General features: G+C 70.5%; 19 protein-coding genes. 14 read left to right on the top strand and 5 right to left on the bottom strand.

From position 1 onward, the window contains the following. Positions 1–261 precede the first annotated feature (261 nt). On the bottom strand, positions 262–1,281 hold the full coding sequence (locus ACIP67_RS08900; RefSeq protein WP_401689591.1) for an NADP-dependent oxidoreductase: 1,020 nt from the start codon (positions 1,279–1,281) through the stop codon (positions 262–264). An 89-nt stretch (positions 1,282–1,370) separates the two neighbouring features. Between ACIP67_RS08900 and ACIP67_RS08895 the strand changes: the two genes are divergently transcribed. After that, positions 1,371–1,847 (top strand): MarR family winged helix-turn-helix transcriptional regulator, encoded by a 477-nt coding sequence (locus ACIP67_RS08895; RefSeq protein WP_401689588.1) that lies wholly within the window; start codon positions 1,371–1,373, stop codon positions 1,845–1,847. A gap of 35 nt (positions 1,848–1,882) precedes the next feature. On the opposite strand, the gene ACIP67_RS08890 is transcribed toward ACIP67_RS08895, so the two are convergent. Continuing rightward, on the bottom strand, positions 1,883–2,620 hold the full coding sequence (locus ACIP67_RS08890) for an SDR family oxidoreductase (RefSeq protein ID WP_401689585.1): 738 nt from the start codon (positions 2,618–2,620) through the stop codon (positions 1,883–1,885). Between the two features lie 216 nt (positions 2,621–2,836). Here ACIP67_RS08890 and ACIP67_RS08885 point away from each other — a divergent pair, with 216 nt between their 5' ends. The 4 genes from ACIP67_RS08885 to ACIP67_RS08870 are packed head-to-tail and all read left to right on the top strand — an operon-like array spanning position 2,837 to position 5,033. After that, positions 2,837–3,664, top strand: coding sequence for a helix-turn-helix transcriptional regulator (locus ACIP67_RS08885; protein ID WP_401689582.1), 828 nt, complete (start codon positions 2,837–2,839; stop codon positions 3,662–3,664). Between the two features lie 60 nt (positions 3,665–3,724). Then, positions 3,725–4,072 (top strand): PadR family transcriptional regulator, encoded by a 348-nt coding sequence (locus ACIP67_RS08880; RefSeq protein ID WP_401689580.1) that lies wholly within the window; start codon positions 3,725–3,727, stop codon positions 4,070–4,072. After that, positions 4,069–4,767, top strand: a complete 699-nt coding sequence (locus ACIP67_RS08875) for a hypothetical protein (RefSeq protein WP_401689577.1) — start codon at positions 4,069–4,071, stop codon at positions 4,765–4,767. Before ACIP67_RS08880 ends, ACIP67_RS08875 begins: the two co-directional genes overlap by 4 nt. A gap of 29 nt (positions 4,768–4,796) precedes the next feature. After that, complete coding sequence (locus ACIP67_RS08870; RefSeq protein ID WP_401689574.1) at positions 4,797–5,033, top strand: hypothetical protein; 237 nt, start codon at positions 4,797–4,799, stop codon at positions 5,031–5,033. Between the two features lie 14 nt (positions 5,034–5,047). On the opposite strand, the gene ACIP67_RS08865 is transcribed toward ACIP67_RS08870, so the two are convergent. Both ACIP67_RS08865 and ACIP67_RS08860 read right to left on the bottom strand, forming a co-directional pair. Next, complete coding sequence (locus tag ACIP67_RS08865) at positions 5,048–5,830, bottom strand: GntR family transcriptional regulator (protein WP_401689571.1); 783 nt, start codon at positions 5,828–5,830, stop codon at positions 5,048–5,050. Further along, the gene (locus ACIP67_RS08860) at positions 5,827–6,369 is read right to left on the bottom strand and encodes a GntR family transcriptional regulator (RefSeq protein WP_401689569.1); all 543 of its coding nucleotides are present in this window, start codon (positions 6,367–6,369) and stop codon (positions 5,827–5,829) included. Before ACIP67_RS08860 ends, ACIP67_RS08865 begins: the two co-directional genes overlap by 4 nt. A gap of 167 nt (positions 6,370–6,536) precedes the next feature. Between ACIP67_RS08860 and ACIP67_RS08855 the strand changes: the two genes are divergently transcribed. After that, a complete protein-coding gene (locus ACIP67_RS08855) occupies positions 6,537–6,938 on the top strand; it encodes an ATP-binding protein (protein ID WP_401689566.1) in 402 nt (133 codons plus the stop codon). Positions 6,939–6,956: 18 nt separating this feature from the next. On the opposite strand, the gene ACIP67_RS08850 is transcribed toward ACIP67_RS08855, so the two are convergent. Then, positions 6,957–7,547: a hypothetical protein gene (locus ACIP67_RS08850; RefSeq protein WP_401689563.1), complete on the bottom strand. Its 591-nt coding sequence runs from the start codon at positions 7,545–7,547 to the stop codon at positions 6,957–6,959. A gap of 725 nt (positions 7,548–8,272) precedes the next feature. On the opposite strand from ACIP67_RS08850, the gene ACIP67_RS08845 reads away from it, so the two are divergent. From ACIP67_RS08845 to ACIP67_RS08810, 8 genes are all read left to right on the top strand, one after another. Then, positions 8,273–9,433 carry a mandelate racemase/muconate lactonizing enzyme family protein gene (locus ACIP67_RS08845; protein ID WP_401689560.1) on the top strand — a complete coding sequence of 387 codons (1,161 nt, stop codon included), beginning with the start codon at positions 8,273–8,275 and terminating at the stop codon, positions 9,431–9,433. Further along, complete coding sequence (locus ACIP67_RS08840; RefSeq protein WP_401689558.1) at positions 9,430–10,434, top strand: zinc-binding dehydrogenase; 1,005 nt, start codon at positions 9,430–9,432, stop codon at positions 10,432–10,434. Before ACIP67_RS08845 ends, ACIP67_RS08840 begins: the two co-directional genes overlap by 4 nt. 110 nt (positions 10,435–10,544) lie before the next feature. Continuing rightward, a complete protein-coding gene (locus ACIP67_RS08835) occupies positions 10,545–11,516 on the top strand; it encodes a hypothetical protein (RefSeq protein ID WP_401689555.1) in 972 nt (323 codons plus the stop codon). Positions 11,517–11,685: 169 nt separating this feature from the next. After that, positions 11,686–12,792 carry a multiple monosaccharide ABC transporter substrate-binding protein gene (gene chvE / locus ACIP67_RS08830; RefSeq protein WP_401689552.1) on the top strand — a complete coding sequence of 369 codons (1,107 nt, stop codon included), beginning with the start codon at positions 11,686–11,688 and terminating at the stop codon, positions 12,790–12,792. Between the two features lie 32 nt (positions 12,793–12,824). Beyond that, positions 12,825–14,375 (top strand): multiple monosaccharide ABC transporter ATP-binding protein, encoded by a 1,551-nt coding sequence (gene mmsA, locus ACIP67_RS08825; protein ID WP_401689550.1) that lies wholly within the window; start codon positions 12,825–12,827, stop codon positions 14,373–14,375. Then, positions 14,372–15,616 carry a multiple monosaccharide ABC transporter permease gene (gene mmsB / locus ACIP67_RS08820; protein WP_401689547.1) on the top strand — a complete coding sequence of 415 codons (1,245 nt, stop codon included), beginning with the start codon at positions 14,372–14,374 and terminating at the stop codon, positions 15,614–15,616. The genes mmsA and mmsB overlap by 4 nt, the downstream gene beginning before the upstream one ends. Positions 15,617–15,682: 66 nt before the next feature. Beyond that, on the top strand, positions 15,683–16,831 hold the full coding sequence (locus ACIP67_RS08815; protein WP_401689545.1) for an aldose epimerase family protein: 1,149 nt from the start codon (positions 15,683–15,685) through the stop codon (positions 16,829–16,831). A 178-nt stretch (positions 16,832–17,009) separates the two neighbouring features. Next, positions 17,010–18,656 (top strand): pyridoxal phosphate-dependent aminotransferase, encoded by a 1,647-nt coding sequence (locus ACIP67_RS08810; RefSeq protein ID WP_401689543.1) that lies wholly within the window; start codon positions 17,010–17,012, stop codon positions 18,654–18,656. The last annotated feature ends 81 nt before the right edge of the window (positions 18,657–18,737 follow it).

The raw sequence follows: 18,737 nt of genomic DNA, 5'->3' as shown, positions 1-18,737 counted from the left end.
CGACTGCGCCACCTGCGGCCTCCGCCGTGCGCGACTGCGCCACCTGCGGCCTCCGCCGTGCGCGACTGCGCCACCTGCGGCCTCCGCCGTGCGCGACTGCGCCACGTGCGGCTGCGCCACCACGCGGCGAGCGCTGCCGGACGAGCGTCACGGTGACGCTCGTCCGGCGGGTCGCCCTCGCGTACGGGCGAACCCGGCGGGCCTTCTCCGGCAGGGCGGGGGCCGGGCCGGCCCCGGCGCTTTCACCGCCCCGCGCCCGCACTACAGCTTGACGATCATCTTCCCGGTGTTGTCGCCGCGCAGGACGCCGAAGAACGCCTCCAGGTTGTTCTCGATGCCCTCGACGACCGTCTCGCGGTACTTCAGCTCACCGGAGCGGACCCAGGCGCCGACCTCCCGGACGAACTGCGGCTGGAGGTCGTAGTGGTCGCCGACCAGGAAGCCCTCGATGCGGCCGCGGGTCTGGATGAGGCGGACGAGGTTCTTCGGGCCGGGGGCGGGCTCGGTGTTGTTGTAGAGGGAGATCATGCCGCAGACCGCGATCCGGCCGTCCCGGTTGAGGGAGCCGATGGCGGCCTCCAGGTGGTCGCCGCCGACGTTGTCGAAGTAGACGTCGACGCCGTCGGGCGCGGCCTCGCGCAGCTGCTCGGCGACCGGGCCGTTCTTGTAGTTGAACGCGGCGTCGAAGCCGTACTCCTCCACCAGCAGCTTGACCTTGTCGTCGGACCCGGCGGAGCCGATGACCCGCGAGGCGCCCTTCAGCCGGGCGATCTGGCCGACCTGGCTGCCGACGGCGCCCGCCGCGCCGGACACGAACACCGCGTCGCCCTCCTTGAAGGAGGCGGTGCGCAGCAGGCCCGCGTACGCGGTGAGGCCGGTCATGCCGAGGACGCCCAGGTAGGTGGAGAGGGGCGCGGCCTCGGGGTCGACCCGGACGGCCTGCCCACCGTCGACGGTGGCGTACTCGCGCCAGCCGCCGAAGTGCAGGACGTGGTCGCCCGGGGCGATGCCCTCGGTCTCGGAGGCGACGACCTCGCCGACCGCGCCGCCCTGCATAGCCTTGCCCAGCTCGAAGGGGGCGACGTAGGACTTGGCGGCGCTCATCCGGCCGCGCATGTAGGGGTCGACGGAGAGGTACTCGTTGCGGACGAGGACCTGGCCGGGACCGGGCTGCCGTACCTCCGCCTCGGCCAGCTCGAAGTCCTCGGGCTTCGGCCAGCCGACGGGTCGGCTGAGCAGGCGCCATTCGCGGCTGGTGGCGGGGAGGGCGGAGTCGGTCATGGGGGATGCCTCTCTGATGTTTCACTAACTGAAACAACCATGCGTCTGAATATTTCAGGATGTCAAGTAAGCCGGGTACCCTGTCCACCATGGCACCCTCACCTCCGGCCCGCCGCCCCGACGCCCTGACCCTCGAGGTCGTCGAACTGATCGGCGAGGTGGTGGCCCGCTTCCACGAGGACTACGAGGACGCCGCCGCCGCGTACGCCCTCACCGGCGCCCAGGCCCGCCTGCTCAGCCTGCTCTCCCTGGAGCCGCTGCCCATGCGCAAGCTGGCGAACCGGCTCAAGTGCGAGCCGTCCAACGTGACCGGCATCGTCGACCGCCTGGAGGCCCGGGGCCTGGCCGAACGCCGCCCCGACCCGGCCGACCGCCGCGTCAAACTGGCGGCCGCCACCGAGGAGGGCCGCCGGGTGGCCAAGGGCCTCCGCGAAGGCCTGCGCTTCGCCCGCGAACCCCTGGCGGGGCTGACGGAGGAGGAACGGGGGGTGCTGCGGGGGTTGCTGCGGCGGATGGTGGGGCCGGCGGACGCCGACGACCGACACCCCTCGGACGACGGCGACTGACCGTGCCGGTCTCGGGTCTCGGCGACCTGGGGAGGTCAGCTCTGGGCGGTGGGCCGGACGACGATCTCGTTCACGTCGACCGCGGCAGGCTGTTCGATCGCGAAAGCGATGGCGCGGGCGATCGCGTCGGGCGGGATCGCGATGTCGTCCCGCATCTTGCTGATCGCCGCCCTGACCTGGCTGTTGGTCGACGCCTCGGCGAAGTCGGTCGCAGTCGGACCAGGTGAGACGGTCGTCACCCGCAGGGAGTCGCCGGCTTCCTGGCGCAGTCCTTCGCAGATGGCCCGGACCGCGAACTTGGTGCCGGCGTAGACGGCCATGGTGGGCACGATGCGGAACGCGGCCGTGGACGCGACGGTGATGAAGTGGCCGGTTCCCTGCGCCCGGAAGACCGGCAGCGCGGCGCCGATCCCGTGCAGCACGCCTTTCACGTTGACGTCGACCATGTGGTCCCACTCCTCGACGCGCAGATCGTCGAGAGGCGAAACGGTGCCGACTCCGGCATTGCCGACGAGTACGTCCAGTCGGCCGAAGCGCTCACCGGCCAGCGCGACCAGGGCGTGCAGGTCGTCCCGCCGGGTCACGTCGGTGCGGATCTGCACGGCCTCGCCACCCGCCTTCTCGATCCGGGCCACCAGGTCCAGCAGGCGTTCGGACCGGCGTGCGCCGAGGACGAGTCGCGCGCCGCGTTCGGCCAGCAGCAACGCCGTCCCCTCGCCGATGCCACTGCCGGCTCCTGTGATCGCCACCACTTTGCCCTTGATTCCGGACATGAGTTGCCCTCTCCGTCTTCGGCGCCGGGCAGGGGTGCGGAGCGGCAGCGGGACACGGAGATGCGTCCGGACGCCGTTGCGCACCGTACGGCCGGGTGCCGGTGTGACCGTGTGAGGCCGTCGGCAGTACCGCGGCCCGTGCTCGCGCACCAGTCTCCTGAGGTCTTAGCCTGGTATCCAGACCGCATTTATTCTGGAACCGAGGGTCCTACCGTCATGCCCACGCAGCCGGACCGACGCCGTCAACTGAGTGAATTCCTGCGCAGCCGGAGGGAGCGCCTGACCCCGGACGAGGTGGGCCTGCCCCGGACCGGCCGCCGTCGGACTCCGGGACTCCGCCGGGAGGAACTGGCGCTGCTGGCCGGGATCAGCGCCACCTGGTACACGTATCTGGAGCAGGGGCGGGAGATCCGCGTCTCCGAACAGGTGCTCAACGCCCTGGCCGCGGCGCTGCGGCTCGACCGGCACGAGCGCGATCACCTTCTCCGCCTCGCCGGTCACGCGCCTGCGGCCGAACCCGAGGAACACGAGCCGCTGACGGCCGAAGCGGGTGCCGTCCCCTTGCTGCTCCAGCCGAACCCGGCGTACATCATCGGCGGCAACTATGACGTCCTCAGCCACAACCAGGCAGCCGACGAGCTGTTCCCGGGACTCATCACCGAGGCGGACCGGCCCGCCAACTTCGTCCGCTGGATGTTCCTCGAACCGGTGGCCCGGGACGTCGTCGTCGACTGGGAATCCGAGGCACGCGGCCTGCTCGGCCGGCTTCGGGCGCTGGCGGCACGCCATTCCGGCGACCCGCGGTACACCCGGCTGGTCGAGGACCTGAACGAGGGCAGCCCGGAGGTGCGGGACTGGTGGCCGCAGTACGAGGTGCAGGCCCGTCACAGCGGCCGGAAACGGCTACGGCACCCGCGACGGGGACCGATCGATTACGCGTACACCGCTTTTCACCTGGCCGAACAGCCGGAGCAGACGCTGGTCGTCTATGTCGACAGCGGGGGTCGGCACCCCTCGAACAGGAATTCACTCGAACACAATTAGCAATGTGCGATGCGCCCTGGCTTGGTTCATCTCTACTTAGCCCCTAGGTAGAGTTCCATCATGCCCAAAGACGCCTCGTCACCGCGGATGACACTGCCCACCCAATTAGTACTGCGGGCGCTTCTCGAGAATCCAGCCGAAGAAATGTACGGGCTGGAGATCTGCGCCAGGGCTCAGCTGGCCAGCGGCACGATCCACCCCATTCTGGCCCGCCTGGAATCGATCGGATGGCTCGTCTCCCGCTGGGAGGACGTGGATCCGCACGAGCGGGGCCGGCCCCGGCGACGCTATTACCGCCTGAGCCCCGACGGCGCCGTGGCCGCCCGGCTGGCGCTCGCCCGCAGCACGGTCGGACGGAACGCGCTCGGCGTGCTGCGCCCGGGAATGGCCGGAGGGGCGGGCGCATGACGCATGCCCCCCTCACCGCGAACGCCGCCGCGCGGGAATCCGCCGCGCGTCACGCCGTCGGCCTGTCCCGCAAGCTCATCCGCGCGCTGGCCCGCACCGACGCCCGCGCCAGGAAGCTGGCCTGCCTCCTCGCGCTGCGCCGTATCCACGCCGTGAGCAGCGATGTCGACCTCGCGCTCGACGCGGCCAGGGTCGTCACCGACCTGCATCTGCGCGCCGTGCGGCTCCCCTCGGCACTCGGCAGCCCGGTCGCCGTCGGAACCAGGACGACCGACCTGGCCCAGGGCCTCGCCTACGCCTCCGAGTCGTTCCGCCACCTGGCGCTCCAGCTCGCTCGCGTGGACCCCCGGGGAAGCCTGCGGGCCACCGGCATCGCCCGCTCCTGCGACGACGCGACGGTCCTGCTGCGGCACCTCGTGACCACGCTGCACCACCCCGAACGGGCGTCCGCCGCCCTCGCCGCCGGGAAAAGGGTGAGCCTGTCCGCGCGATGGCTCATCGACTCCGCGGTACGAGCCCTTCCCCCCGCGGACCGTCCGCGTTATGCGGAGGAATGGCACAGCGAACTCTGGGACCTTTCCGCCGAACCCCGCCGCCGCCATCTGGCTCATGCACTCCGCGTCACCCTGCACGCCCGGTCGACCCGGCGGGCGATATCGAATGCCCGGCGACATGACGGCGGTGAGGAATGGTGAGGGGAATGCGCGCCACGGGTACGGCCGCCGTGGTTTCACCTTTGGCCACGGCACTGCCCACGGGAACGATGCCGTGGCAGGCCGAACTGGTACTGGCCCTGTCCGGGCCGCTGCTGTACGGCCTGCACCACTTCTGGGTGTACAGGCTCAGCCGACGCGCCCTGGACTGCGTGGCCGGCGACGACGTGGTGGACGTGGTGGCCTACGGGACCGGTCAGCCGCCGCCTCCCGCTCGTGGAGGAGCGGCGCGGCGCGGGAGGCGGTGACGGAAGAAGGCGGGTCACTCGCCGACGGCGAACTCGTACTGCACCTCGTACAGATGCCCCGCCTTCACCATCACGGTCACCTCGACCGGCTCCTCACGATCGCTGTGCACGACCCGCAGGGTGCGCAGGACCGGCATGCCGCTCGTCAGGCGGAGCGCCTGGTACTGCTCCTGGGTCGGGACCCGCGCGGAAACACGGTCCACGCTGCGGCGAGGAGGATGACCGAGTGCCGTGAGCAGCACGGGAGTGCCGCCCTTGATCCGGCGGCGGCTCTCAAGCGGCGTGCCTCTGGCGATGTCCAACGGATAGTAGGAGTACACGAGTTCGGCGGGCTCGTCGTCGATCAGGAGGAGCTGGCCGCGGAGGAGGGCGGTGCCGTTCTCCGGGAGACCGAAGGCGGCGCGGACATCGGCCGGTGGGCGGGTCTCCCGCACGTCGAGCAGCTCGCTGCGGGCGCGCGTGCCGTGCTTGGCCGCTTCGGTGAGCCAGCGGAAGGGCTCTCCAGGTGCGCCCGGTGCCGCGAGCGCGGCAGGGCGGACCGTGCGCTGGCGGTGTTCGCGGACCGTGACGGCCGCGCCGGCCCTTCCGACCACCAGACCTTCGTCCTTCAGGAGCTGAAGAGCCTTCTGGACAGTGGCGTTCGACGCGTCGAAGCGTTCCTTGAGCTGCACCGTGGAGGGCAGGCTCTCTCCGGGCGCAAGCTCCCCGCTCATGATGTCGTCGCGCAGATCGGCCGCGATCCTCTCGTGCAGCGAACGGCGGTCGGCGGCTTCTGGTACTGCCTTGGGCACGGTCATCCGATCCTGATCTCGTAACGCAGCCTCTGCCGTGGGGCAGGCATCACCATACGGTCGACCTGGATCGGCCGGTCGTCGCGGTCCCGGGTCACCCGAGTGATCCGCAGGACCGGCTCGTCGGCGGCTGTCCGCAGGGCTTCCCGCTCCTCCTCGTCCGGCATTCCGGCGGTCACGTCCTCCGTCACGAGAACGCCCACGTACGCCAGTTCGGCGAGGAACGTGACGGCTCCGCCCGGGATCCTGGCGGTCCCGGCGAGTCGGGTGCCCCGGGCGATGGCAGTCGGGTAGTAGGTGTCGGTGCGTTCGTTCGGCTGGTCGTCGAGGAGGATCAGGCGCCGCCTCACGACCACCGGCTCCCCTTCCGCGATCCCGAGCAGCCCCGCCACGTCCGCCGGAGCCGGCACCTCGCCCGCGTGGACGATCCGCTGAGTACCGCGCCGCCCCCGGGCCTCCGCCTCCTCCGCCCAGGCGTCACCCCGCCCCTGTTTCCGTGGCGTCAGATACGGCAACGAGGTGCTGACCCACCCACTCGCGCTCACGGCGTCCTCCTGTACGGCCGGACCGTTCGTTCGACCTTGCGCCGTACACGTTAGGCGACTTCGGGCGCACGGTCCCCAAGCTGTCAGCCTAGAGCGCCACCTTGCTGCTTTTCGCGAATAGCAGTAGTGTCGCGGCACTTGCTCCAGCACTGCGGAGGTGGCCGAACGTGCCCTTGCCACAGCAACGTCGTTTTCCGCGCTCGCACGCTTCGGTGCGCGACGCCCGCGCGTTCGTCCACCAGGTCCTGGTGGAGTGGGACCGCACCGACCGGCTGGACGACATAAAGCTGTGCGCGTCGGAACTCGCCACGAACGCACTGCTGCACGGCGTTCCGCCGGGCCGGGAGTACCGCGTGACTCTTGAGCTCGACGGCACGGTGATGCGCCTGGGGGTCCGGGACACCGGCAGCCCGTTCGTCGCCCTTCAGGCCTCGGACACCCTCGCGTGCTCAGGGCGGGGATTGCACCTGATCAGGCAGCCGGCCGACGACATGGGCGTCACGGAGCACGTCATCGGCAAGACGGTGTGGGCGGCCTTCAGGACCGACCGCCGCCCCGGGACGCCCTGACGGCGGCACCCGTTCCGCTCAGCTGCACCACCACAGGAACCGGTCGCACGTTTCCGAAGGCGATGGTTCCGGGTCCGGGGCCGGCTCCGACGTCGTGGGGTCGGAGGCCGGGGTGGACGGGGTGTCCGCCGAGGTGTCGGAGCCGGAGGTGGTCGGGGAGGTGACCGGGGCGGTCGCCGACAGGGGGTCCTGGTCCGGGCCGGTCGTCGACGACTCCGAGGCACCCGGCGAGGCGGACGCCGACGCGGACCCCGAGGCGGACGCGGAGGCCGAGGGGTCCGGCGAGGCCGAGCTCCCCTTGCCTCCGGTGTCCGACCTTGCGTCGAGGGCCTCCGCCGTGGTGCCCGCCGTGGGCTCGTCGGCGTCGACCTCCGTCGACTCGCCCCCGGCCGCCGCCGGGTTCGAGCCGGGGAGAACGGCGCCGTCGATGCCGAGTTCGGCCAGGCTCAGTCCGCCGGCCGCCAGGACGAAGCCCGCGGTGATCAGGAGGGTGCGGCGGCGGCGCCGGCGGTGGGCGGCGGCCTTGCGATCGCGACGGCTCGCATCACCCTCGGCGGGGTCGCCGGTGGTGTCGTCGACGATGTCGTCGGCGGTGTCGTCGGCGGGCACCGGACCGTGGGACCGGCCGCCGCGGGACCGGCCCTCGCCTCGGCCCCGGCCGCGGGCCTGACCCCGGCCGCGGCCCCGGCCGCGTTCCTGCTCGCGGCGGCGGGCGGCCCGGCCTCCGGCCCCGGGGGCCGCCGCATCGGACTTGCTGGCGCCTGCCCCGGCCGCAGGGGCTGCCGCCGCAGCCTCGGGGGCGGCCGTCCCGGCCTCCCGCGTGTCCGCGCCGGCGCCGGCGCCGAAGGCCCGCATCCCCGCCCCGGAGCCGTAAGCTCCGTCCGTCCCCGCCCCGGAGCCGTAAGCTCCGTCCATTCCCGCCCCGGCGTCGTGAACGGCGTACGGCTCCGGCGCGTAGGCCTGGGCCGGGTACGCCTCCCGCGCGGGCGCGTCCGGACGAGGGGCCGGAGTGCCGCAGCCCGGGCAGGCGAGGGCGCCGTTGAGGTGCCGTCGGCACGGGTGGCAGTAGTCCATGACGCGGGAAGACTAAGTTCCTGCCGGGTGACGTTCCTAGGGGTGCCTGTGAAGGTTGTGTGGGAAACCGAAGGGCCTCCCGGCGGGGCCCTGAGAGGAGCCCCGTGCCCGTTCCGGGCATCGAAACCGAAAAGCCGCCGTCGAAACTGTCGAAACCGTTATCTGTCCGACCCATTGACACCCCCCTCGCCCCCTCCTTACTGTCACGCCAGCATTTCGAACGTGTGACGAAATCTCGAACAGCTGAAGGGCAAACTTCCGTGCGCATCACCGGAATCAGCACTCACGTGGTCGGTACGCCCTGGCGCAACCTGACCTACGTCCAGGTGCACACCGACGAGGGCATCACGGGTGTCGGCGAGACCCGCATGCTGGGCCACACCGACGCGTTGATCGGGTATCTGAGGGAGGCCGAAACCAACCACATTCTCGGCTCCGACCCGTTCGCTGTCGAGGACCTCACCCGCCGCATGAAGTACGGCGACTACGGGCGGGCCGGCGAGATCGTGATGTCCGGCATCGCGGTCATCGAGATGGCCTGCTGGGACATCAAGGGCAAGGCCCTCGGCGTACCGGTCTGGCAGCTGCTCGGCGGCAAGGTCACCGACAAGGTCAAGGCCTACGCCAACGGCTGGTACACCACCGAGCGGACGCCCGAGGCGTACCACAAGGCCGCCCAGGGGGTCATGGAGCGCGGGTACAAGGCGCTGAAGATCGACCCGTTCGGGACCGGCCACTTCGAGCTGGACCACGAGCAGAGCCTGTACGCCGTCTCCCTCATCGAGGCCGTGCGCGACGCCATCGGGCCGGACGCCGAGCTGATGCTGGAGATGCACGGCCGGTTCTCGCCCGCCACCGCCGTCCGCCTCGCCAAGGAGCTGGCGCCCTTCAAGCCCGCGTGGCTGGAGGAGCCGGTCCCGCCGGAGAACCTCAAGGCGCTGGAGAAGGTCGCGGCCAAGGTCGACATGCCGGTCGCCACCGGCGAGCGCATCCACGACCGGATCGAGTTCCGCGAGCTCTTCGAGAGCCAGGCCGTCGACATCATCCAGCCGGACGTCGGCCACATCGGCGGCATCTGGGAGACGCGGAAGCTGGCCGCGACCGCCGAGACCCACTACATGCTGGTCGCCCCGCACAACGTGGGCGGCTCGGTGCTGACCGCCGCCTCGCTCCAGGTCGGCTTCACCTCCCCCAACTTCAAGATCCTCGAGCACTTCAACGACTTCGCGGACGCGGACATCAAGAAGGTCGTCAAGGGCGCGCCCGAGGTGATCGACGGGTATTTCCACCTCTCCGACAAGCCCGGTCTCGGCGTGGAGTTCGACGCCGACGCCGCCGCCGAGTTCCCGCAGCAGCAGGCCCGCTTCGACCTGTGGGCCGAGGGCTGGGAGCAGCGCAAGCCGAAGGGCACCCAGCAGTGAGCAGCGCCGTCGTCGTCGAGGCGCCGGGCGAGCACCGGCTCGTCGAGCACACGCCGCGCGAGGCCGGGCCCGGCGAGGCGCTCGTGCGGGTGCACGCGGTGGGTATTTGCGGCAGCGACCGCGAGGTCTACCAGGGCAACCGGCCCGAGGGGTACGTCCGCTACCCGCTCGTCCCCGGCCACGAGTGGTCGGGGACGGTCCAGGCCGTGGGCGCCGGGGTGCCGGAGTCCCTGGTGGGCCGCAAGGTCGTCGGTGAGGGCTTCCGCAACTGCCAGGTGTGCGACCGCTGCCACGCGGGTGAGACGACGCTGTGCACGGACGGGTACGAGGAGACCGGGTTCACCCAGCCGGGCGCGATGGCCGCCACGCTGACCCTGCCGGCCCGGCTGCTGCACGTCCTGCCGGACGACGCCGACCTGACGGCGGCGGCCCTGCTGGAGCCGGCCGCCTGCATCGCGGCCGCCGCGATCAAGGCCCACGCCCTGCCGGGCGAGCGGGTCGCGGTCGTCGGCACCGGGACGCTGGGCATGTTCGCCGTGCAGTTCCTGCGGGCGGGCTCGCCGAGCGAGCTGCTGGTCGTGGGCACGCGGCGGGACCGGGAGGCCCTGGCCCGGCAGTTCGGCGCCACCTCCTTCCGCACCCGGGGCGAGGAGCTGCCCGACGACTTCGACGTCGTGATCGAGACCGCCGGGTCCGCGTCCGCCGCGCGCACCTCCGCCGCGCTGCTGCGGCGCGGCGGGCGGCTGGTGCTGACGGGCATCCCGGCGGCCGGCGCCGACGGGCTGGACCCGACCGACCTGGTGGTCCGGCAGCTGGAGGTGCACTCCGTCTTCGGCGCGCCGCCGGACGCCTGGTCGCACACGGTGCGGGTGTTCGCCTCCGGGCTGCTCGACCCGCTGCCGCTGGTCACGCACGAGCTGCCGCTCGCCGAGTTCTCCGAGGCGATCGAGCTGGTGGGATCCGGCGATCCGAAGGTGGGCAAGGTGCTGCTCCGCCCCTAGACGTACGCCGGTGCGGCGGGCCTCCGACACCCGCCGCACCGGCGTACACCCAAGCCCGTACGACTTGAGCCGCGAACCTTGTCCGAAATAACGAACACGAAGGACAGCTTGTGACGACCGACGCTTCCGCTACGGCCGCCCGCCGCCCCGGCGAGCAGGCGCTCGCCGCCCTGGGGCTGGACGCGCCCGCCCTCGACCCCGCCGACACCTCCGCCCACACCTTCCCCGGCGGCGGCCGCTGGCGCACCGAGATCCCCTCGTGCGAGGGTCCCGAAGCGCTGGCGGTCGTGCTGAAGGAGGCCTCGCGGCTCGATGTGCCGATCCACCGGATCAGCCAGGGCAGCGGCGTGTGGATGCTGACCGACGCCGAGATCACCGAGATGGTCGAGGCCACCGGCGAACGCGACATCGAACTCTGCCTGTTCACCGGGCCGCGCGGCACCTGGGACATCGGCGGGTCGACCCGTACCGACTCCCGCGGCGCGGGCCTGAGGGCGCGCGGCCACGACGCCGTGGCGGGCTGTGTGGAGGACGCCGTCCGCGCGACGGAGCTGGGCGTCAAGTGCCTGCTCGTCGCCGACGAGGGCGTGCTGTGGACCCTGCACCGGGCGCGGGAGGCGGGCATCATCCCGGCCGACACCACGCTCAAGGTGAGCGCGCTCATCGGCCCGGTGAACCCGGCCGCGTACGCGGTCTACGAGCGGCTCGGCGCCGACTCCGTCAACGTGCCCAGCGATCTGACGCTCGATCACCTCACCGAGATCCGGCGGGTGTCGGCCGCCCCCATGGACATGTACATCGAGGCCCCCGACGACCTCGGCGGGTACGTCCGGATGTACGAGGTGGCCGAACTGATCCGCCGCGGTGCCCCTTTGTACCTGAAGTTCGGCCTCTCCAAGGCCCCCGGGATCTACCCTTACGGGCACCATCTGCGGGACCTGACGCTGTCCACCGCAAAGGAGCGGGTGCGGCGCGGCAGGCTTGCCCTGGACCTGTTGGCACGTCACGGCGCCGACGGCGACATGGCCCCGCTGGGCTCCCGACTCCCGGGCGCGCTGCGGCGTTTCGAAACTTCCGCATAACGTTCCGGGAAAGCCCCCTTCACAGAACGCGACGCAGTCGAACACAATCCCACACGCGCGTTTTCTCGGTCCCTTCCGCGCGGTCTCGCCCGCGCGGTCTCCCCCGTCGCAGGGGAGCGCTCCCGCCTGAGGACCGAAGCTCTCTCTCACCACATCAAGGATGATGATCATGCGTACTCGTAGAGCAGCCCTCGCCGCCGTGGCCGGAGCCGCCTCCCTGGCCCTCACCCTGACCGCCTGCGGTCAGAGCAGCGACGGCGGGAGCAAGGAGGAGAAGAGCGACAGCAAGGGCGGGACCATCGGCATCGCGATGCCGACCAAGTCCTCGGAGCGCTGGATCTCCGACGGCAAGAACGTCGTCGCGGACCTGGAGGCCAAGGGCTACAAGACCAAGCTGGTCTACGGCGAGGACGACCCCGACCAGCAGGTCTCGCAGATCGAGAACCTGATCACCCAGGGCGTCAAGGCGCTGATCATCGCGGCCATCGACAACAAGTCGCTGAACAACGTCCTCCAGCAGGCCAAGGACGCGGACATCCCGGTCATCTCCTACGACCGCCTGATCCTCGGCTCGGACAACGTCGACTACTACGCGTCCTTCGACAACGAGAAGGTCGGCCAGCTCCAGGCGAACTACATCGTCGACAAGCTGGGCCTGGCGAGCGGCAAGGGCCCGTTCAACATCGAGCTGTTCGCCGGCTCCAACGACGACAACAACACCAAGTACTTCTTCAACGGCGCGATGAGCGTCCTGAAGCCGTACATCGACAGCAAGAAGCTGGTCGTCCAGTCCGGCCAGACCGCGCTCAACCAGGTCACCACCCTGCGCTGGGACGGCGCCACCGCCCAGCGGCGCATGGACGACATCCTCACCAAGTCGTACAAGAGCGAGAAGGTCGACGCGGTCCTCTCGCCGTACGACGGCATCTCCATCGGCATCCTGTCGTCGCTGAAGTCCGACGGCTACGGCTCCGGGAGCAAGCCGCTGCCGGTCATCACCGGTCAGGACGCCGAGCTGGCCTCGGTGAAGTCGATCATCGCGGGCGGGCAGACCCAGACCGTCTACAAGGACCTGCGCGAGCTGGCCAAGGTCGCCTCGAACATGGTCGACGCGGTCCTCAACGACAAGGAGCCGGAGGTCAACGACACCAAGACCTACGACAACGGCTCCAAGGTCGTCCCCGCCTACCTGCTCCAGCCGGTGAGCGTCGACAAGACCAACTACTCGCAGATCCTGGTCGACGGCGGTTACTACACGGCGGACCAGCTCAAGTAAGCGTCGAACCTCACGGATTGGAAGGCACGACCATGGCGGGACCCGTCCTGGAAATGCGCTCGATCGTCAAGACCTTTCCCGGTGTGAAGGCGCTGTCGGACGTCACGCTGACCGTCCGGCAGGGCGAGGTCCACGCCATCTGCGGTGAGAACGGCGCCGGGAAGTCCACCTTGATGAAGGTGCTCTCCGGCGTCCATCCGCACGGCAGCTACGAGGGGGAGATCCTCTTCGAGGGAGAGGTCTGCGGCTTCAAGGACATCCGGGCGAGCGAGCAGCACGGCATCGTGATCATCCACCAGGAGCTGGCGCTGGTGCCGTACCTCTCCCTCGCGGAGAACATCTTCCTCGGCAACGAGCACGCCGAGCGCGGGCTGATCAACTGGAACGAGACCCTGCGGCACGCCTCCGAGCTGCTGCGCCGGGTCGGTCTCAGCGATCACCCGGAGACCCGCGTCGCCGACATCGGCGTGGGCAAGCAGCAGCTCGTGGAGATCGCGAAAGCGCTGTCGAAGAAGGTGAAGCTGCTCATCCTGGATGAGCCGACCGCGGCCCTGAACGACGAGGACAGCGACAAACTCCTCGATCTCATCCTGGAGTTGAAGAAGCAGGGCATCACCTCGATCATCATCTCCCACAAGCTCAACGAGATCCGCAAGGTCGCCGACTCGGTGACGATCATCCGCGACGGCCAGTCCATCGAGACGCTGGACGTGAAGGCGCCGGAGACGACCGAGGACCGGATCATCAGCGGCATGGTGGGCCGCGACCTCGACCACCGCTTCCCCGAGCGCACCCCGCACCAGCCGGAGGAGGGCGCGGCACCCGCCCTGGAGATCCGTAACTGGACCGTGCACCACCCGATCGATCAGCAGCGCAAGGTGGTCGACGACGTGTCGGTCCACGTGCGGCGCGGGGAGATCGTCGGCATCGCGGGACTGATGGGCGCCGGCCGCACCGAGCTCGCGATGAGCGTGTTCGGGCGCAGCTACGGCCGGCACGCGGGCGGCACGGTCCTCAAGGACGGCCGGGAGATCCGTACGAAGACCGTCGCGGAGGCGGTCGAGCACGGCATCGCCTACGTCACCGAGGACCGCAAGCACTACGGCCTCAACCTCATCGACACCATCAACCGGAACATCTCGCTCACCGCCCTGAAGAAGGTCGCCCGGCGCGGGATCGTCGACGAGCACGAGGAGCGGCAGGTCTCCGAGGGCTACCGCACGTCCATGAACATCAAGGCCCCGACCGTCTTCGAGCCGGTCGGCAAGCTCTCCGGCGGCAACCAGCAGAAGGTCGTCCTCAGCAAGTGGATCTTCGCGGGTCCGGACGTGCTGATCCTGGACGAGCCCACGCGCGGCATCGACGTGGGCGCCAAGTACGAGATCTACACGGTCATCGACCAGTTGGCGGCCCAGGGCAAGGCGGTCGTCTTCATCTCCTCCGAGCTGCCCGAACTGCTCGGCATGTGCGACCGCATCTACACCATGGCCGCCGGACGCCTCACGGGCGAGGTCCCGCGGGCCGAGGCCACGCAGGAAGTGCTGATGCGTCAGATGACGAAGGACAAAGAGGTAACGCGATGAGCACCGAAGTGACCGACAAGAGCCCGGCCGCCGCGCCGCCGGGCAAGGGCCCGGGGGCGGCGGGCGACGGCCTGCTCCAGCTGATGCTGGACGGCCTGCGCCGCAACATGCGCCAGTACGGCATGCTGATCGCCCTCGGCCTGATCGTCGTCCTCTTCGCGGTGTGGACCGACGGCGACCTGCTGCTGCCGCGCAACGTCTCCAACCTGGTCCTCCAGAACAGCTACATCCTGATCCTCGCGATCGGCATGATGCTGGTGATCATCGCGGGCCACATCGACCTGTCGGTGGGGTCGCTGACGGCGTTCGTGGGTGCCTTCGCGGCCGTACTGACCGTGCAGCACGACGTGTCGTGGCCAGTCGCGGTGGTGCTCTGCCTGGTGGTGGGCGGTGTCGCGGGCTCGATCCAGGGCTATCTGATCGCCTATCTCGGCATACCGTCGTTCATCGTCACCCTCGCCGGCATGCTGACCTTCCGCGGTGTGACGGAGATCCTGCTGGAGGGCCAGACCCTCGGCCCCTTCCCGGACGGTCTCCAGAAGATCGGCAACGGCTTCCTGCCCGAGGTCGGCCCGACCACCAACTACCACAACATCACGCTGCTGCTGGGCATCGTCCTGATCGTCTTCGTGGTGCTCCAGGAGGTCCGGGACCGGGGGCGCCAGCAGGAGTTCGCGCTGGAGGTCGTGCCCCGCAACATCTTCCTGCTCAAGATCGTCTCCATCGTCGCCGCGATCCTCGTGGTCACCCTGCTGCTGGCCAGCTACAAGGGTGCCCCGATCATCCTGCTGGTGCTGGGCGTGCTGGTGGTCGGCTACGGCTACGTCATGCGCAACGCGGTGTTCGGGCGGCACATCTACGCGATCGGCGGCAACCTGCCGGCGGCGAAGCTGTCCGGCGTGAAGGACAAGAAGGTCACCTTCTACGTCTTCCTGAACATGGGCGTGCTCGCGGCCCTGGCGGGTCTGGTGGTCGCCGCCCGTCTGAACGCGGCCGGTCCGAAGGCGGGACTGAACTTCGAACTCGAGGCGATCGCCTCGGCGTTCATCGGCGGCGCGTCGATGAGCGGCGGTGTGGGCACCGTCCTCGGTGCGATCATCGGCGGTCTCGTCCTCGGCGTGCTGAACAACGGCATGAACCTCCTCGGCGTCGGCAGCGACTGGCAGCAGGTCATCAAGGGCCTGGCCCTGCTGGCCGCGGTCGGCTTCGACGTCTGGAACAAGCGCAAGTCCGGTTCGTAGGTCGACGAGCGGGGCCCCGCCGGAAGCGTCCGGCGGGGCCCCGCCCTTTCAAGGGAGCCGCACTCCATGGAACTGAACCGACGCACAGTCATCGCGGGCGCCGCGGCCGCCGGGATCGCCGCGACCACGCTCGGCGGCACGGCACACGCCTCGGGAGGCAGCACGCCCGTGAAGAAGCTCTTCGGTACCCTCGCGGACGGCACGAAGGTCCACCTCTGGTCGCTGGCCAACGGCGGCACCCGCCTGAAGGTCCTCTCCTACGGCGGCATCGTCCAGTCCCTGGAGATCCCCGACCGCCACGGCCGCTACAGGAACGTTTCCCTCGGCTTCGACACGATCGAGGAGTACGTCGCGGGGAGCCCGTACTTCGGCGCGCTCATCGGCCGCTACGGCAACCGCATCGGCAAGGGCCGGTTCACCCTCGACGGCACCGCCCACCAGATCGACGTCAACGACGGCGAGAACACCCTGCACGGCGGCGCCCGAGGCTTCGACAAGCGGGTCTGGGACGTCGAGCCGTTCACCAAGGGCTCCGACGTCGGCCTGTACCTGCACTACACGAGCGTCGACGGGGAGATGGGCTACCCGGGCACCCTCAAGGTGAAGGTCACCTACACCCTCACCCGGCAGGGCGACTGGCGCATCGACTACGAGGCCACCACCGACAAGGCCACCGTCGTCAACCTCACCAGCCACGTCTACTGGAACCTCGCCGGCGAGGCGAGCGGCTCGGTCTACGACCACGAGCTGGAGATCGCCGCCTCCCGCTACACGCCCGTCGACTCGGGCCTGATCCCCACCGGCGAACTGGCGAAGGTGGCCGGCACCCCCTTCGACTTCCGCCGGGCCAAGACCGTCGGCGAGGACATCCGCGTCGCCCACCAGCAGCTGCTGTACGGCCAGGGATTCGACCACAACTGGGTGCTCGACAAGGGCGTCACGGCGAAGCCGGTGCCCGTCGCGACCCTGCGCGACCCCTCCTCGGGCCGCACCCTGCGCATCGCCACCACCGAGCCGGGGCTGCAGTTCTACTCCGGCAACTTCCTCGAGGGCACGCTCGTCGGCTCGGGCGGCACCGTCTACCGCCAGGGCGACGCCCTGTGCCTGGAGACGCAGCACTTCCCGGACTCGCCGAACAAGCCGTCCTTCCCGTCGACCGTGCTGCGGCCGGGGCAGACGTACCGGACGACGACCGTCCACTCGTTCGGCCGCTGACCGTCCCGCCATCGGCGGACCTTCACAGGAACCACACAACTTCTCACGCAATCCTCAGCGATTGAACAGCGCCACCCCAGTCTCCGTATGTAAGGGCGGCCCGTGCTCCCCCGCACGGGCCACCCACATGACGACGGGCCCGGTCGTCCCCACCGGGCCCGCCCCGTACGGAGGTTCCATGGCCGACAACGTCTCCTCGTTGTTCCGCAACACCGCGGCGCACAGCCCGTCGATGGCAGCGCTGACGCGCGAGGGCGGCGAAGGGGTCGGCCCGGTGGACTTCTGCATACCGTGCAACCCCTACTTCCCCACCCCGGCGATGTTCGACGTGATGGCGGCCAAGCTCCGCGACATCATCACGTACTACCCGAGCAGCGCCGACACCATCACCGCCGAGCTGTGCAACCTGCTCCAGCTCCCGCCGCAGGCGGTCGCGATGGGCAACGGCTCCACCGAGCTGATCACCTGGATCGACCACCTGCTGGTCCGCGAGTCCCTCGCCATCCCCGTCCCCACCTTCGGCCGCTGGACCGACCAGCCGATGGAGACCGGCAAGCGGGTCGACATGTTCCCGCTCCAGGAGTCCAGCGGCTTCGCCCTGGACCTCGCCCAGTACGCCGAGTTCATCCGGGCGCGCGGGACCCGTGCCGCCGTCATCTGCAACCCCAACAACCCCGACGGCGGGTTCCTGCACAAGCACGCGATCGTGCAGTTCATGGACGCGATGGCCGACCTGGACCTGGTCGTCATCGACGAGTCGTTCCTGGAGTTCGCCGACGCGGAGGCCGAACCGAGCGTCGTCCAGGAGGCGATGCTGCGCCCCAACGTCATCGTGCTGCGCAGCCTCGGCAAGAACTTCGGCCTGCACGGCATCCGCTTCGGCTACATGGTCGCCAATCCCTCGCTCGCCGGCCGGGTCCGCTCCATGCTGCCGAAATGGAACCTCAACGCCTTCGCCGAGTACGTGGTGTTCATCCTCAAGGAGCACGGCGCCGAGTACGCCCAGAGCCTCCACCAGGTGTACCGCGACCGTCTGGAGATGGCCAGCCAGCTCTCCGCGCTGCCGGGCCTGACCGTCTACCCCTCCCAGGGGAACTTCCTCTTCGTGCGCCTTCCGGTGGGCGCCGAGGGCACCGTGGTCCGCGACCGGCTGCTCACCGAGCACCGGGTCCTGGTCCGCGAGTGCGGCAACAAGATCGGTTCCTCCAGCCGCTTCCTGCGGCTCGTGGTGCGCCCCCAGGTGGACGTGCGTCGCCTGGTGTCCGGCCTGGAACAGGTGCTCTACGGGACCAGGAGGGGAGCCGCCGTGCCCGAGCTGGGCACCGGGAGCAGCTACAGCTCGGGCACGGCGGCGGTGGACCGGCTGATCGGTGCCACCAACGGCGCCGGCATGCACGGCCTCGCCGCTCAGGCCGTCGGCGCCGGTCTGCCGGGGCCGGCCCCGGCTCCGGCCGCCGTCGCCGGCCTGCACATGCCGGCGGCGGCGCAGACCGGCGGGGCGGGGATGCCGCTGCCGGCGGCGGCGCAGACCGGCGGGGCGGGGATGCCGCTGCCGGCGGCGGCCCAGGTGTTCCCGCCGTCCGTCCCGGCGGCGCCCCCGGCCCCGGCCCCCGCCCCCGCGGCGGCGGCCGCGATGTCCCCGGTGCCGCCCGCCGCTCCCGCCGCCCCGATGCCCGGCCCCACCCCGCCCGGTGTCCCGGCCCGCGGCGGCCTGACCGCCGCCCAGGTCCGCGGCACCGACGGGCTCTCCCCCGCCGCGACGTCGGGCTGGCCGAACAACGCGCAGAGCTGGCCGACGGCGGCCGGGATGGGGCAGGTCGGCTAGTCGCCGGGCCGCTGGGCCGGGCCGGACACGCCTGTGCGCCGTGGGGCGGAGGCTGCGTGGGCGGCCGCGGGGCCGTCGTGG

It is taken from the genome of Streptomyces sp. NPDC088812, from assembly GCF_044750285.1.
In the GTDB taxonomy this organism is placed as follows: Bacteria; Actinomycetota; Actinomycetes; order Streptomycetales; family Streptomycetaceae; genus Streptomyces.
Note: the sequence above shows the minus strand (reverse complement) of the source record. Positions and strands in the feature narration are given on the sequence as shown.

Bases quoted from the DNA above. Each gene is read 5' to 3' on its own strand.
- ACIP67_RS08900 (WP_401689591.1), bottom strand. From the start codon at position 1,281: ATGACCGACTCCGCCCTCCCCGCCACCAGCCGCGAATGGCGCCTGCTC.
- ACIP67_RS08895 (WP_401689588.1), top strand. From the start codon at position 1,371: ATGGCACCCTCACCTCCGGCCCGCCGCCCCGACGCCCTGACCCTCGAG.
- ACIP67_RS08890 (WP_401689585.1), bottom strand. From the start codon at position 2,620: ATGTCCGGAATCAAGGGCAAAGTGGTGGCGATCACAGGAGCCGGCAGT.
- ACIP67_RS08885 (WP_401689582.1), top strand. From the start codon at position 2,837: ATGCCCACGCAGCCGGACCGACGCCGTCAACTGAGTGAATTCCTGCGC.
- ACIP67_RS08880 (WP_401689580.1), top strand. From the start codon at position 3,725: ATGCCCAAAGACGCCTCGTCACCGCGGATGACACTGCCCACCCAATTA.
- ACIP67_RS08875 (WP_401689577.1), top strand. From the start codon at position 4,069: ATGACGCATGCCCCCCTCACCGCGAACGCCGCCGCGCGGGAATCCGCC.
- ACIP67_RS08865 (WP_401689571.1), bottom strand. From the start codon at position 5,830: ATGACCGTGCCCAAGGCAGTACCAGAAGCCGCCGACCGCCGTTCGCTG.
- chvE (WP_401689552.1), top strand. From the start codon at position 11,686: ATGCGTACTCGTAGAGCAGCCCTCGCCGCCGTGGCCGGAGCCGCCTCC.
- mmsA (WP_401689550.1), top strand. From the start codon at position 12,825: ATGGCGGGACCCGTCCTGGAAATGCGCTCGATCGTCAAGACCTTTCCC.
- mmsB (WP_401689547.1), top strand. From the start codon at position 14,372: ATGAGCACCGAAGTGACCGACAAGAGCCCGGCCGCCGCGCCGCCGGGC.
- ACIP67_RS08815 (WP_401689545.1), top strand. From the start codon at position 15,683: ATGGAACTGAACCGACGCACAGTCATCGCGGGCGCCGCGGCCGCCGGG.
- ACIP67_RS08810 (WP_401689543.1), top strand. From the start codon at position 17,010: ATGGCCGACAACGTCTCCTCGTTGTTCCGCAACACCGCGGCGCACAGC.